The sequence below is a fragment of the Actinomadura bangladeshensis genome, from assembly GCF_004348335.1.
GTDB lineage: Bacteria > Actinomycetota > Actinomycetes > Streptosporangiales > Streptosporangiaceae > Spirillospora > Spirillospora bangladeshensis.
Window position 1 is genome coordinate 55,875 of sequence record NZ_SMJW01000007.1, and the last position, 15,257, is coordinate 71,131.

Genomic DNA, 15,257 nt, shown 5'->3' on the forward strand with positions numbered 1-15,257 from the left:
CGCTAGGGTGATGCCGACCCTGAACGTCGGCTGAAAGGAGCGCTGGTGCCGAACGATGCGACGGTGACCGCGGCGGACATCGCCCGCCTCGCGGCGGTGGGCCGCGCGGCCGTGAGCAACTGGCGCCGCCGCCACGACGACTTCCCGCAGCCCGTCGGCGGGACGGCGGTCAGCCCGACGTTCTCCCTCACCGAGGTGGAGGACTGGCTTCGCGGCCAGGGAAAACTGGCCGACTCGCCCGTCCGCGAGCGCGTCTGGCAGACCCTGCGCACCGCAGCGTCCGAGGGCCGCGACCTCGCCGACGTCCTCACCTTCGCCGGCGCGTTCCTCCTGCACCTGCGCGCCGACCCCGCCCGCTGGGACGAGCTGCCGGACGCCCCCGACGACGAGGTCGCCGCCGCCCTGCCCGAGGTCGTCCAGGCCCTGCCCGGGGGAGTGGAGGCGGCCCCCGGCCTGACACCGCCGTCGGCCGTGCCGCTCGTCCGCGCCCTCTCCCAGCTCGTGGACGAGCTCGGCGCCGTGGAGACCTTCGAGTTCCTGCGCACCCGCTACCTGGAGCACCACAGCCGCCGCGTCTACCTGACCCCGGAACCGGTCGTCCGGCTGATGCTGGAACTCGGGGGCCCGGCGCGGACCGTCCTCGACCCGGCCTGCGGGACCGGCACCTACCTCAAGGCCGCCGACGAGGTGTTCGAGGACGTCCGGCAGCTCCTCGGGCAGGAGATCGACGACACGACCGCGCGCATGTCCGCGATCCAGCTCGCGCTACGCGGCGCCCCGGCCGAGGTGTGCCCGGGTGACTCCCTGCTGGCCGACGCCTTCCCCGGACGGACCGTCGACCTGGTCGTCTCCAACCCGCCCTTCAACGACCGGGGCTGGGGCTACGAGCAACTGACCGGCGACCCGCGCTGGGAGTACGGGCTGCCACCGCGCATGGAATCGGAGCTGGCGTGGCTCCAGCACGGCCTCGCCCATGTCGAGCCGGGGGGGCATGTCGTTCTGCTCATGCCCCCCGCTGTCGCGAACCGCCGTTCCGGACGCCGCGTCCGTTCCGAGTTGCTTCGCCGTGGGACGCTCCGCGCCGTGATCGGCCTGCCTCCCGGCGCGGTGCCGAACATGGCGGTCGCGCTGGCGGTGTGGGTTCTGCGTCGTCCGGCCCCTGGCGGCGCCCCTGCCGACGACGTCCTGATGGTCGACACGTCGGCCGACCCCGACAACTTCCGGAAGACGGCCCTGGACGCCTGGCGCCGTTACGAGAAGGGCAAGCCCACCGGGACGGACTCAAGCGTCGTCGTACGCATCATCGATCTCCTGGACGACGAGGTAGACCTCACCCCTGCCCGCTACCTCCCGCAGCGGAGCGCGCCCACGGCGGAAGGCTCGTTCGTCGCCGCACGCGAGCTTCTGGAGACGAAGGCCGCAGAACTTCCGCGAGCTGTCGCCGAACTGGCGTCCCTGACGCAGGCCCGCGCGCGCGCCGACGTCCCCATGACGACGGTCGGTGAGCTGGCCAAGGCGGGCGTGCTGCAGATACTCCGTCCTCCCGCCAAGGTGCGGCTGGGCGAAGGCAACGTGCCGGTCCTGACCCTGGAGGACATCGCGCTGGGCCAGGACCCCACGGGCACGGCCGCACCTGACGACGAGCATGTGCATGTCGCGGCCGGCGATGTCGTCGTGTCGCTCGCCGCACGTCACCCCGTGGCGCGCGTCATCACCGAGGAGGGGCCGGTGCTGGGTCCCGGCCTGGCCCTCGTGCGCGCGGAACCGTCCCGGTCCGACCCCGATTTCGTCGCCGGATGGCTGCTGCTCGGCGCGCAGGGCGCCCGGCTCCGCAGCTCCACCTCGTCCGCCCGCTTCGACGTCCGCCGCGCCCGCCTGCCCCGCCTCGGCCTGGACGAGCAGGCCGAGATCGGGCGGGAGTTCCGCAGGCTCACCGACCTGGAGGCCGCACTCCGCGACACCTACCGCCTCGGCGCCGACGTCCTGCGCCTCGGCCTGGAGGGGCTCGGCGCGGGCACCCTCCGCCCGTCCGGCGGACCCCGGTAGGTTCCGGGGGCCGCCGCCGGTACGCTGCCTGCACGGGCCAGTGGAGGTGGGCGTTGCGGCGGGGCGATCTCCTCGGGGAACGCGAGCGGTACGAGCTCGATCAGGCGATCGGGCGCGGCGGGATGGGCGAGGTGTGGCGCGCCTACGACCGCTTCCTCGACCGGCGCCTGGCCGTCAAGTTCACCCGCGTCTCGGACGAGTCGCTCGTCGGGCGGTTCGAGCAGGAGGCGCGGAGCACCGCCTGGTTCGAGCACCCCGGCGTCCCGACCGTCTACGACTTCGGCAGCCACGACGGATGCTTCTACCTGGTCATGCAGTACGTCGAGGGCACGACCGTCGACCACGTCCTAGACGCCGAGGAGAAGCTCTCCATCTCGTGGGCCGCGCTCATAGCCGCCCAGGTGTGCGCCGTCCTGAACGTCGCGCACCAACGCCCGCTGGTGCACCGCGACCTCAAACCCAGCAACCTGATGCTGTGCCGGGACGGCTCGGTGAAAGTCCTCGATTTCGGTGCCGCGGTGGGTCTCGGGCCGGGCGACGTGCGCCGGACCACCACCGGCCTGGGCGCGCCCTACACGCCGGGCTATACGGCCATGGAGCAGGTGTACGGCAGCCCAAGCCCGCAGAGCGACCTGTACTCCCTCGGCTGTGTCCTCTACGAGATGCTCACCGGCCGCCAGGTCTTCGCGGGGACGACGCCATACGAGGTGCTGCGCCGCCATGAGGACGAGGCTCCGACCCCACCGCGCGTGCTCAACCCCGATGTTCCTCCGGCGCTCGACGCACTCGTCCTTCAACTCCTCGCGAAGCAGCCGGGTGACCGTCCAACCAACGCCGACGAGGTGTACCACCGCCTCTTGCACTTCGTCTCGTCCCTGCACCCGCTCCCAGGAATCGTGGACGCGATCGCACCGCAACACCTGTACGCCGGTGCCGTCAGCCGAATCCAGATATCCGGGAGCGTCCCGTCACCTCGCCAAGAGGAACCCGTGGAGCTGCCCACGCTGGGCGAGGTCGTCCAAGCGCGCGCGGAAGCGGCCGACCTCGCCGAAGCGGGCCGCTACACGCAGGCGGCGGAGCTCCTCTCCGGCCTGACCGAACCCACCCGCCTGGCGCTGGGCGACGACGACCCCGAGTACATGGGGCTGCGCCTCGACCTCGCGGACGTCCTCTTCCAGGGCGGCGACTACCGCCGGGCCGTCCACGCCTACCGCGCCGCGGCCGTGACCCTGGCCGAGTGGTACGGCCCGGACGACCCGCACGTCCTGAACTGCCGCGAACAGGAGGCCGTCAGCCAGGCCCACCTGGGCGCCACCGACACGGCGCTCGCGCATCTGCGCGAACTCCTGGACGACCTCTCCGACGCCGGTCCCTGGGATCCGCTGGTCCTGCGCCTCCGCGAACGCGTGGCCCGCCTGAAGCTCGCCGCCGGGGAAACGGACCAGGCCCGCAAGGAACTGACCGAACTCCTGGCCCACATCACGGGCCTACGCGGCGACGACCATCCGCAGGCGACGGCGATACGGACGCTCCTGCAAGACCTCACCCAGGCAGAAACGGGCTAGGCGCTCCCGCATACGACACGTACAGGTGGTCGCGCGCCCGCGTTGAGGCGACGAACAGCAGGCAGCGCTCCTTCTGGACGTCCTGCGCATGCGCCTTCGGGTCTTCGTCTTCCGGCGTGATGGCCTTCGCCGCGGGAAGCGAGTTCTCGTCCGCCCCGATGACCGCGATGCACCGGAACTCCAGCCCCTTCATGCGGTGCATGGTGCCGACCTGGACACCCGGCGTCTTGCTGGGCACCTGATAGGCCGCGATCCCCTCGTCCTTCAGCCGCTTCGCGGCCTTCTTCGCGACCCAGCCGTACCGGTGAGCGATCCCGATGGCACTGGGCTCCACCCCGTCGTCGAGCCAGCCCCGGACCTGCGCCACGAGCCCGTCCATCTCCGCGTCCGGATCCGGATACGCCTCCACGACGGGCCGCCGCCCGTGAATGGGTGACCGGTACCCGTCGAGCGTGTCGGCGGAATCGTCGAGTCCCTGCGCCGGCGAGAGCCCGAGCAAGGGCACCGACCACGCCAGGATCTCCTGCGTCGTCCGGTAATTGATCTTCAACTTCGTACTGCGTCCGCGCACATTGATGCCGAGGCTGGTCAGCGAAACGTGGCTGTCGTAGATCCGCTGATGCGGGTCCCCGACGATGAACAGGTCGTCCGGTCCGACTGCCACCAGCCGCCGCAGCAGCCGCCATTGTGTCGGATGGATGTCCTGCGCCTCATCGACGATCACATGGTCGTATTCGGGCCCGTCCACGAGATCCGCCGCCTCATTGGCAAGCTGCGGAAACGTCGACTTCCCCTCGGTGGCGAGCCCGTCGACCACGACGCGGATCGCCCGCCACACCACCGACCGCTGCGCCTTCCCCAGCGGAACCCCGCGCCCGGTGCGCGTGCACGCGAGATAGTCATCCTCGCTCTCGATCTCCTGAGCGAGGATGATCTGCTCCCATTCCCGGCTGAGGAAGGACGGCGAGAACGGCGTCCCCTCGGCCGCCTCCTCCCAGAGCGGGTCGAGCACATCCGACCCGGCGATACCGGGCTTGTGACGCCGCCCCACGATCCCGTAGGAAACGGAATCGACATTCTTGACGTGAACCCGCTCGCGCACCTTGGGATCGTCCACGAGCAGTTCAAGCTGCTTCTCCAGCGCCTCCGCCAGATTCCGCGTGAACGTCGTGAGCAGGACGCGTCCGCCCTTGCTCGCGAGGAACTTCGCGCGATGCAGCGCCGTGACGGTCTTCCCCGTCCCGGCACCCCCGGTCACCTGGGCGGGCCCGCTATAAGAAACCCGGAGCGCCACCCGCCGCTGCACCGGATGCAGGAAAATACGCCAGGTGTCGAAGGGATGGGCCAGAACCTCCCGCAGCTCCTCGGGACCGTTGACGAAGACGACCTTCCCCGGCGTCCTGCGCATGGCGGTCACCAGGTCGTCGGGATCGACGGCCGCGGGCTTCTCCTCGACAGGCAGGCATTGCGCGACCTCGTCCCACGCCTGCTGCACGTTCATGCCCTGCGCCAGCGCCAGCAGCGCGATGTACTGCGGCTCCGGCAGCAGTTTCTCCATCGCCTGCAGATGCGACTCGTCCGTCAGCAGCTTGACGAGCGGAATCAGCTCCGCATCGATGCCGAGCCGTACCAGATCCTTGTCGAAGACATGCCCCAGCAGCCGGAAGTTCGTTCCCTCCGCGACCTTCTCCAGCGCGGGCGACATCTCCTCGAGCGCGACCTGATCCCGCACCTCGAACACGCCGATCGCCCGGTTGACCGAGAACTTCCTGCTCCGCGCCCACGCGATCGCCTCGTCATGGGCCTTCACCGCCAGCAGGCAGTAGACGTCCCCCGTCTCCGGCGCCAGCACCACCCCGCGCCAGAACTGGTCGATCCGGATGGTCCGGATCCGCGGATCCTTGGCATTGTTGAGCTTTTCCAGGTGCAGCCCCGCATGCGTGTGCTCGGCGAACTTCGCGATCGCCGCCTCGACACCCCTGCGCACCTTCGGCTCCAACTTGGCGTACTGCGGCATGAACGAATCCGCAATAGCAAGCTGAGCCACCCCGCACCGTCCTTCCACCAGCCCTGACACCCCGTCAGGTCCGAATATCCTAGGAGCATCCCGCCCCCATGGATGATTGAACCCCGTACAACCCCCGTCCACCTCCGGACAAACCCGGAATCCTCTGGGGACCCGCGATGAGCGTGGCCCGGACGGACAGCGGACGACATGAACGAGTGTGCACTCGATCAACCTGCGGTCCCTCTGGTGAGGAGGTTGACGGGTGAAGCGGTGGCGGCCTACGGTTTGCGGCAGGCTTGTCATCCGATGGTCCGTGAGGTGCGTCAACTCAGGGACACTCGGCGGGGGACGGGAGGGGCGGCGCGTATGGACGTCTTCGGGGTGCACGACCGGCTGATCAGGGACTATTCCGCCTTCACCTCGTCACTGGTCGAGGTCCGCGACGAGCGTATCGCCGAGCACCTGCGGGACGAGGAGAGGGACAAGGTCCGCTGGCCCGATCCGTGGCTGTCGCTCAACCCGAACTTCGAGCCCGCCGGCACGGTCGCCGAGCTGGTCGAGGACGAGACGCTCCACCCGTACTGCGCCCGCTTCTTCCGCGCCAAGAAGCACCCGGAGGACGAGGGGGAGCACACCCTCACCCTGCACCGGCACCAGTACGAGGCGATCAAGGCGGCGCGCAAGAAGGACAGCTACGTCCTCACCACCGGCACCGGATCGGGCAAGAGCCTGTCCTACATCGTCCCCATCGTCGACTCGGTGCTGCGCGACCCGGAACCGGGGCGGATCAAGGCGATCGTCGTCTACCCGATGAACGCCCTGGCGAACAGCCAGCTCCACGAGCTGGAGAAGTACCTGACGTGGGGGGTGGCCGCCGACGACCGCCCTGTCACGTTCGCCCGCTACACCGGTCAGGACGGCACGGAGGAGCGCGACCGCATCATCAGGGCCAAGCCGGACATCCTGCTGACCAACTACGTGATGCTCGAATACCTGCTGACCAGGCCGGTGGAGCGACTCCAGCTGGTCGGGGCGGCGCAGGGCCTGCGCTTCCTGGTGCTGGACGAGCTGCACACCTACCGGGGCCGGCAGGGCGCGGACGTGGCGATGCTCGTCCGCCGCCTCAGGGACGCCTGCCACGCCCCCGTGCTCCAGTGCGTCGGCACGTCCGCGACGATGGCGACCAGCGTGACGTTCGAGGAGGCCCAGGAGAAGGTCGCCGGGGTCGCGACCAGACTGTTCGGTACCCGGGTCGAGCCCGAGCGCGTGATCGGTGAGACCCTGCGCCGGGCCACCGGCCGGGAGAACGCGACGAAGGCCGAACTCCGCGAAGCCGTCGGCACCGTCCTCGACGGCCCCCCGCGCGATTACGCCGCCCTGGCCCGCGACCCCCTCGCCGGCTGGATCGAGACCACCTTCGGCCTCGCCAAGGAGGGCGACCGGCTGGTCCGCCGCCGCCCTCGGACCCTCCCGAGCGCGGCCGAGGAGCTGGCGGACGCGACCGGTGAGCCGCGAGAGCGCTGCCAGGACGCCATCTCGGCGGCCCTCCAGCAGGGGTCGCACGCGCGCCACCCGAAGACCGGCTGGCCGCTGTTCGCGTTCCGCCTGCACCAGTTCCTCTCCAAGGGCGACACCGTCTACGTCAGCCTGGAGAACGAGAACGAACGGCACATCACAGGCCAGTACCAGGTCAGCGTCCCCGGCCAGCGGGAGAAGAGCCTGCTCCCGCTCGCGTTCTGCCGCGAGTGCGGCCAGGAGTACCTCGTCGTCGCCCGCACGAAGAAGGCGGACGGCGTGTACTACACGCCCCGCCAGGAGCAGGACGCCGCCGGCGGAGACGACGCCAACGGCTACCTCTACATCAGCACCGGCCATCCCTGGCCCGTCGAGAACCCCCTCGGCGAAGGCCGCCTCCCCGACTCCTGGTTCGACACCGACGAGGGCGGCACCCCCTACGTCCTGCCGCGCCTGCGCGACCACCTGCCCAAGGAGGTCTGGCTCGGCGTGGACGGCGGCGAGCGCGCCCCCGGCGACGGCCTGCGCGCCGCCTACTTCTCCACCCCGTTCCGCTTCTGCCTGCGCTGCCGCGTCTCGTACGCGCAGACGCGCGGCAGCGACTTCGCCAAGCTCGCCTCCTACGCCGCCGAGGGACGCAGTTCCGCCGTTTCGGTGATCAGCTCCAGCGTCGTCCGGAGCCTGCGCACCCAGCAGGGCCTGGACGACGAGGCGAAGAAGCTCCTCACGTTCGTCGACAACCGGCAGGACGCCAGCCTCCAGGCGGGCTTCTTCAACGACTTCGTGCAGGTCACCCAGGTCCGCGGCGCCCTCTACCACGCGGCCCGTGAAGCGGGCGGGCACGGGCTCACTCACGAGACCATCGCCCAGGCCGTCGAGAGGGCGCTCGGCCTCGGCATGGCGGACTTCGCGCAGAACCCCGGCGTGAAGTTCAGCCAGAAGGAGAACGTCAGGCGGGCGCTCCGGCAGGTCCTCTCCTACCGCCTCTACGGCGACCTCGAACGCGGCTGGCGCGTCACGATGCCGAACCTGGAGCAGACCGGCCTGATCCGCTTCGGCTACGCCGACCTGGAGGAGATCGCCGCCGACGAGGAGAGCTGGGAGGACGCCCACCCCCTCCTGCGCGCCGACGAGCCCGCGCACCGCGCCGCCCTCGCCCATCTGCTCCTGGACGAGATGCGCCGCCAGCTCGCCGTGGACATCGACGTCCTCACCCAGCACGGCTACGAACGCGTGCAGAGCCTGTCCGACCAGCTCTTGACGGGCCAGTGGGCGCTACCGGAGAACGAGCCCCGCGTCCCCGCCCGGACGGTCTACCCGGTCCCCGCCGGACGGGGCGGCAGCCGCGGCAGCGTGCACTTCACCGGCCGCAGCGCGCTCGGCCGCTACCTGCGCCGCCCGAAGGAGTTCCTCGAGACCCCCACCGTCGACGATGCCCAGCAGATCATCGCGAGCCTCCTCAAAGTCCTGGAGAAGACCGGCGTCCTCGCGGTCGTGGACGAGCTGGACGGCGTCCCCGGCTACCGGCTCAAGGCGTCCGCGCTCATCTGGCGCGCCGGGGACGGCGAGGCGGGCGCCCCCGACCCGCTCCGCAAGGTCGTCGACCCCGGGGCGGACGTCCGCGTCAACGCCTTCTTCCGCGACCTCTACAAGGAGACCGCCGGCGCGCTCCGGGGCATGGAGGCCCGCGAGCACACCGCGCAGGTCACCAACGAGGACCGGATCCGCCGCGAGGAGGCGTTCCGCGACGGCGAACTCCCGCTCCTGTTCTGCTCGCCGACCATGGAACTGGGCGTCGACATCGCCAGCCTGAACGCGGTGGGCATGCGCAACGTCCCGCCGACCCCGGCGAACTACGCGCAGCGGTCCGGGCGCGCGGGACGCAGCGGCCAGCCCGCCCTCGTCACCACCTACTGCTCGACGGGCCGCGCCCACGACCAGTACTACTTCCGCCGCTCCGAGGACATGGTGGCGGGCAGCGTCGAACCGCCCCGCCTCGACCTCGCCAACGAGGACCTCCTCCGCTCCCATGTCCACGCGATCTGGCTGGCGGAGACGGGCGCGTCCCTGCACTCCCGGATGGACGAGGTCCTCGACATCTCCGGCGAGAACCCGACTCTGGACATCCACTCCCACCTCGTGGACCAGTTCGCGGACGAAGGCGCCCGCCGCCGCGCCGCCGCCCACGCGGAACGCGTCCTCGCCGACCTCTCCGCCCCGGGCGAACCCGGTATCGAGGACACCGTCTGGTGGCACGAGAACTGGATCGGCGACGTCGTCCGCGGCGCCGCCGAACGCTTCGACGCCGCCTGCCACCGCTGGCGGCAGCTCTACCGGGCCGCCCTGGACGAGCAGCGCGAGCAGAACCGGCGCGTCGTCGACCACTCCACGAACCCCAAGGCCCGCCGCCAGGCGCAGCGCCGCCGCCTGGACGCCGAGAACCAGCTGAAACTCCTCAAGAACGAGGAGAGCGAGCAGCAGTTCAGCGACTTCTACACCTACCGCTACTTCGCGTCCGAGGGCTTCCTGCCCGGCTACTCCTTCCCCCGCCTGCCGCTCGCCGCCTACATCCCGGGGGAGCGGCGCCGCGGCACCTACATCCAGCGGCCCCGCTTCATCGCGGTCGGCGAGTTCGGGCCGGGCGCGCTCATCTACCACGAGGGCGCCCGCTACCAGGTCGCCAGCGTCCAGGTCCCGGCCGGCGCGGAGGCGGGCGACGTCGCCACCACCGAGTCCCGGATCTGCGGGTCGTGCGGCTACTGGCACTCCCGCCAGGCGGGCACGGACAGGTGCGAGGAGTGCGACGCCGAACTGGGCGGCAGCCTGTCCCAGATGATGCATCTCCAGACCGTCCACACGGTCCGCCGCCAGCGCATCTCCTCCGACGAGGAGGAGCGCCGCCGCGCGGGCTTCGAGCTCCAGACCGTGTACCGCTTCAGCGAGCACGGCACCCGCCCCGGCCGCCTCCGCGCCGACGTGGAGAACGCCCAGGGGGAGCCCATCGCCGACCTGGTCTACGGGGACGCCGCCGCGATCCGCGTCATCAACCGGGGCCGCCGCCGCCGCAAGGACTCCCGCGACGTCGGCTTCTGGCTCGACCCGATCAAGGGGCGCTGGCTCAGCGAGACCCGCGCCGCCGACCTCACCCCGGAGGACGACGGCCTCGCCGCGCTCAAGGACGCGACCCGCGCCGTGAAGGTCGTCCCGTTCGTCGAGGACCACAAGAACATCTGCGTGTTCCGCCTCACCCGCCCCGTGTCCGAACCGGAGGCGGTGACGCTCCGCTTCGCCCTCGAACGCGGCATGGAGGCCCTGTTCCAGTTGGAGGACGCCGAACTCAGCAGCGAGTCGCTCCCCGACGCCGACGGCCGCGGCCGGATGCTGTTCGTCGAGAGCGCCGAGGGCGGCGCCGGCGCGCTCCGCCGCCTCCATGATGAGGGCGGCATGCTCGCCGAGGTCGCCAAGCAGGCCCTGCGCATCATCCACATCGACCCCGGCACCCTCCGGGACGAGGGATCGGCGCCCGGTGCCCGCGAACGCTGCGAGCGCGGCTGCTACGACTGCCTGCTCTCCTACACCAACCAGGTGTTCCACCAGCGCATCGACCGGCACGCCGTGGTCGGCCTGCTCGCCGAACTGGCCGGCTCCTGGACGGGCGGGCGCGCCGCCCAGGAGGGAACCGCCGACGAGCACGCCACCGGCCTCACCGACGCGTCCGGCAGCGAACTGGAACGCCGGTTCGTCACCTTCCTCAAGGACAGCGACTATCGTCTCCCCGACGAGGCGCAGACGCTGGTCGCCGACGCCCTCGCCCGCCCCGACTTCGTGTACCGGCTGCCCGCCGGGCCCGTCGCCGTGTACGTCGACGGTCCCCACCACGAGCACGCGACGGTGTGGGAACGCGACGTCCAGGCGGAGGGGCGCCTGCTCGACCTCGGCTGGCTGGTGGTCCGGTTCGGCTACGACAAGGAGTGGAACGACATCGTGCGCGAGTACCCGAGCGTCTTCGGCACCGGACGCACCGGACGCACCGGACGGGGCAACGCCTGATGCCCGCCGCTCCCGGTGCCGCCCCCGCCTACACGCCCGGCTCTCTCATCGCCGCGCGCGGCCGTGAATGGGTCGTCCTCCCCGAGTCCACCGGCGGCTTCATCGTCGCCCGCCCCCTCAACGGCGACCGCGAGTTCACCACCGGCCTGTTCGCCGCCGAGGTGGAGCCCGCCACCTTCCCGCGCCCGACCGGCGACCCCCGCGACATCGGCGACAGCGTCGCCGCGGGCCTGCTCCGCACCGCGATGCGGATCGGCTTCACCTCCGCCGCCGGCCCGTTCCGCTCGCTCGCCGCGATCGCCGTCGAACCCCGCCAGTACCAGCTGCTCCCCCTCCTGCTCGCCCTCCGCATGGACACCGTCCGCCTCCTCATCGGCGACGACGTCGGCATCGGCAAGACCATCGAGGCGTCCCTGATCGCCAAGGAGCTGATCGAGCAGGGCGAGGCCGAACACCTCACCGTCCTGTGCTCCCCGGCCCTCGCCGAGCAGTGGCAGGCCGAACTCCGCGACAAGTTCGCGATCGACGCGCAGCTCGTCCTGCCGTCCACGGTCACGCGGCTCCAGCGCGGCATGCGCGCCGACGAGTCGATCTTCGAGAAGTACCCGTACACGGTCGTGTCCACCGACTTCATCAAGGGCGACCGGCGCCGCGCCCAGTTCCTGCGCGCCTGCCCGGAGCTGGTCATCGTGGACGAGGCGCACACCTGCGTCCCGGCGGGCGGCGCCGGGACGACGCTCCGGCAGCGCCGCTACGACCTCCTCAAGGAGATCGCCGCCGACCCGGCCCGGCACCTGATCCTCGTCACCGCCACCCCGCACAGCGGCAAGGAGGACGCGTTCCGCGACCTCATCGGCCTGCTCGACCCGGAACTGGCCACCGTCGACCTGGAGACCGAGAAGGGCCGCGACCGCCTCGCCCGCCACTTCGTGCAGCGCCGCCGCCGCGACATCCGCCGCTACCTGGACGAGGAGACCCGCTTCCCCAAGGACAAGATGTTCCTCCCCGTCGAGTACGAGCAGGACGATGGCCAGGCGGACCTGATGGACAAGGTCCTGTCCTACGCCCGCGAGACCGTCCAGGACCCGGTGACCCGCGAGGTGCGGCGCCAGGTCCGCTGGTGGTCGGCGCTGGCCCTGCTGCGCTCGGTGGCGTCCTCGCCCCGCGCCGCCGCCGCGACCCTCACCGCCCGCTCCGCCGCCGACGCCGCCGAGACCGTCCCCGAGGCGGACGCGCTCGGCGCCCAGGGCGTCCTGGACATGGTCGAGGACGAGGCCCTCGAAGGCGTCGACGTCGCACCCGGCGCCGACCACGAGGAACTGACCGCGAAGGCCCGCGCCCGCATGCGCGCCCTCGCCGCCGAAGCCCGCGAACGCGAGGGCGTCGAGCACGACGCGAAGCTCCGCAAGCTCATCGACGAGGTCAAGGCGCTGCTCATCGAGGGCTACGACCCGATCGTGTTCTGCAAGTACATCCCCACCGCCGAATACGTCGCCGAACACCTCGGCAAGGCCCTCGGACGCAAGGCCGGCGTCGAGGCGGTCACGGGCACCCTCCCGCCCGCCGAACGCATCGACCGCATCGAGCAGCTCACCCGGCGGTCGAAGCGCCGCGTGCTCGTCGCCACCGACTGCCTGTCCGAAGGCGTCAACCTCCAGGAGCACTTCAACGCGGTCGTCCACTACGACCTCGCCTGGAACCCGACCCGGCACGAGCAGCGGGAAGGGCGCGTCGACCGGTTCGGGCAGCGCAGCGCGAAGGTCCGCGCGATCACGCTGTTCGGCACCGACAACGGCATCGACGGCGTCGTCCTGGACGTCCTGATCCGCAAGCACGCCACCATCGCCAAGCAGACCGGCGTCGCCGTGCCCGTCCCCGAACGCAGCGAGACGGTCGTCAAGGCCCTCGTCGAGGGTCTCCTCCTGCACAAGAAGGACCCCGACCAGCTCGCCCTCGACCTCGAGGTCGGCCAGGCCCGCGACAAGCTGCACCGCTCCTGGGAGAGCGCCGCTGCCCGCGAGTCGAAAGTGCTCACCAAGTACGCGCACTCCGGCGTCAAGGAACTGGACGAGGTGCAGCGCGAGGCCACCGAGGCCCGCACCGCGCTCGGACGCCACACCGACGTGGCCCGCTTCGTCCGCGAGTCCCTGGCGGCGATGGGCGGCGCTGTCCAGGTCGGCGAGGACGGCTTCACCGTCCAGACCCAGGGCCTGCCCATCGGCACCCGCCACACCCTCGGCCTCATCGGCGCCGCCGAGGACGAGACGAAGCCGCCCCTGCTGGAGTTCCTGCACGACGTGCCCGCCCCCACGGGCAAGCACGCCCTGGTGCGCACCGACCCGGCCGTCGTGGCGCTCGCCCGCTACGTTGTGGACGCCGCCCTCGACCCAGAGTTGAAGGAGCGTGAACGTCCCGCCCGCCGCTGCGGCGCGATCCGCACCACCGCCGTCACGTCCCGGACGACACTGCTCCTCGTCCGCTACCGCTTCCACCTCACGCTGCCGAGACCGTCCCGTCCCGGCGAGCCGAAACCCGAGCCCCGCACGCTCGTCGCCGAGGACGCCCAGATCCTCGCCTACCGTTCCACGCCGGACGGACGCGAGTGGCTCACTGACGCGGAGGTCACCGCGCTGCTCGCCGCCGGACCGGACGCCAACGTGCTGCCCGAACTGGTCCAGCGCGCCGTGCAGGCGTCCATCGCCGAACTCGGCGACCCGCCCGCCCCCGGCGAACCCGCGCCGCACGGCGCCGTCCAGGCCGACCTCGACGCCCGCGCCGGCGACCTCGCGGACCGCCTCGCCACCGCGCACCGCCGCGTCCGGTCATCGGTCGGCGCGATCCGCCGCGGCCTGGACGTCCGCCCCCACGACCACGCCGACGTCCTCGGCGTCTACGTCTACCTGCCCGCGGGAGGCGCTCGGTGACCGGCTCGCCCTACAACGCCGTCCACATCGAGGGCGGGCTCCTCTCCGCCGACCTCATCGAGCGGATCCGGTCGGCCGCCCGCGACTTGCCCGGCAACCGCCCCGAGGACTACCACCTCGCCGCCGGCGAGCGGATCGGCGAGGCCGCCAGCCGCAAATGGGACTACCTCAAGGGCGCCTACCGCGCGTTCCGCGAACGCCTGGACGCGCTGCCGCCGACCGACTCCGCCGTCACCGAGACCCGCGAACGCTGGCTGCTCCGCCTCTTCGACGAACTCGGCTTCGGACGATTGGCTTATGTGCGCGGCGGCATCGCGGCGGGGGAGAAGACGTATCCCGTCTCCCACCAGTGGGGCGAGCACGTCGCCGTCCACCTGCTCGGCTGGAACACCGACCTGGACCGGCAGACGAAAGCCCACGGGCAGACCGGCCGCGCCCCGCAGTCGATGCTCCAGGAGTTCCTCAACGCCAGCGACCCGCACCTGTGGGCCGTGCTGTCCAACGGACGGGTCCTGCGGATCCTGCGCGACTCGTCCGCCCTCGTCGGATCGGCCTATGTCCAGTTCGACCTGGAAGCCATCTTCGACGGCGACCTGTACCCGGAGTTCGTCCAGCTCTTCGCCCTGCTGCACTCGTCCCGGTTCGAGCTGCTGCCCCGCGACGACGGCGGCGAACCCACCGTCGCCGACTGCTGGCTCGAACGCTGGCGCGCCCACGGCATCGAAACCGGCAGCCGCGCCCGCGAGCAGCTCAGGAAGAATGTCGAACTCGCCCTGAACGAACTCGGCACCGGCTTCCTCGAAGTCACCCCGAAGCTGCGGGACGACCTGGCACATGGCCGCCTCACCCGCCAAGATCTTCGTCACGAACTGCTTCGGCTCGCCTACCAGCTCATCTTCCTCTTCGTTGCCGAAGGCCGTAACGCCCTGCTCGTCCAGGACCCGCCGGACGCGACCCCCGAGCAGCGCGCCGAACTCCAGGCCGCCCGCGACCGGTACACCGACTACTTCTCCGTCGAACGCCTCCGCCGCATCTCGTCCCGCCGCATGGGTGATCGTCACAAGGACCTGTGGCGGACGCTCGTCGTCGTCCTGGACGCCCTCGGCGCCGACGACGAGCGTCCGCCACAGGTCCTTGTGACGATCACCC

The 15,257-nt window shown here is 71.2% G+C and carries 5 protein-coding genes and 1 pseudogene; 5 read left to right on the plus strand and 1 reads right to left on the minus strand.

Features of this window, described 5'->3' with window-relative positions; translation table 11 throughout:
* The first annotated feature begins 45 nt into the window (after positions 1–45).
* Both E1284_RS03000 and E1284_RS03005 read left to right on the plus strand, forming a co-directional pair.
* On the plus strand, positions 46–2,046 hold the full coding sequence (locus E1284_RS03000; protein ID WP_131936766.1) for an N-6 DNA methylase: 2,001 nt from the start codon (positions 46–48) through the stop codon (positions 2,044–2,046).
* Between the two features lie 53 nt (positions 2,047–2,099).
* Complete coding sequence (locus E1284_RS03005; protein WP_131936768.1) at positions 2,100–3,611, plus strand: serine/threonine-protein kinase; 1,512 nt, start codon at positions 2,100–2,102, stop codon at positions 3,609–3,611.
* Here E1284_RS03005 and E1284_RS03010 read toward each other — a convergent pair.
* Positions 3,589–5,658, minus strand: coding sequence for a UvrD-helicase domain-containing protein (locus tag E1284_RS03010; protein WP_131936770.1), 2,070 nt, complete (start codon positions 5,656–5,658; stop codon positions 3,589–3,591). The two genes, E1284_RS03005 and E1284_RS03010, sit on opposite strands and share 23 nt — an antisense overlap.
* Before the next feature lie 327 nt (positions 5,659–5,985).
* Between E1284_RS03010 and E1284_RS03015 the strand changes: the two genes are divergently transcribed.
* From E1284_RS03015 to E1284_RS03025, 3 genes and pseudogenes are all read left to right on the plus strand, one after another.
* On the plus strand, positions 5,986–11,184 hold the full coding sequence (locus E1284_RS03015) for a DEAD/DEAH box helicase (RefSeq protein ID WP_131936772.1): 5,199 nt from the start codon (positions 5,986–5,988) through the stop codon (positions 11,182–11,184).
* Positions 11,184–14,108, plus strand: a complete 2,925-nt coding sequence (locus E1284_RS03020; protein ID WP_131936774.1) for a helicase-related protein — start codon at positions 11,184–11,186, stop codon at positions 14,106–14,108. The genes E1284_RS03015 and E1284_RS03020 overlap by 1 nt, the downstream gene beginning before the upstream one ends.
* Positions 14,105–15,257 (plus strand): annotated as a pseudogene (locus E1284_RS03025) (Eco57I restriction-modification methylase domain-containing protein); the annotation flags it as partial. The gene E1284_RS03020 and the pseudogene E1284_RS03025, both read left to right, overlap by 4 nt.

Coding starts and splice junctions, on each gene's coding strand:
- E1284_RS03015 (WP_131936772.1), top strand. CDS start 5,986: ATGGACGTCTTCGGGGTGCACGACCGGCTGATCAGGGACTATTCCGCC.
- E1284_RS03020 (WP_131936774.1), top strand. CDS start 11,184: ATGCCCGCCGCTCCCGGTGCCGCCCCCGCCTACACGCCCGGCTCTCTC.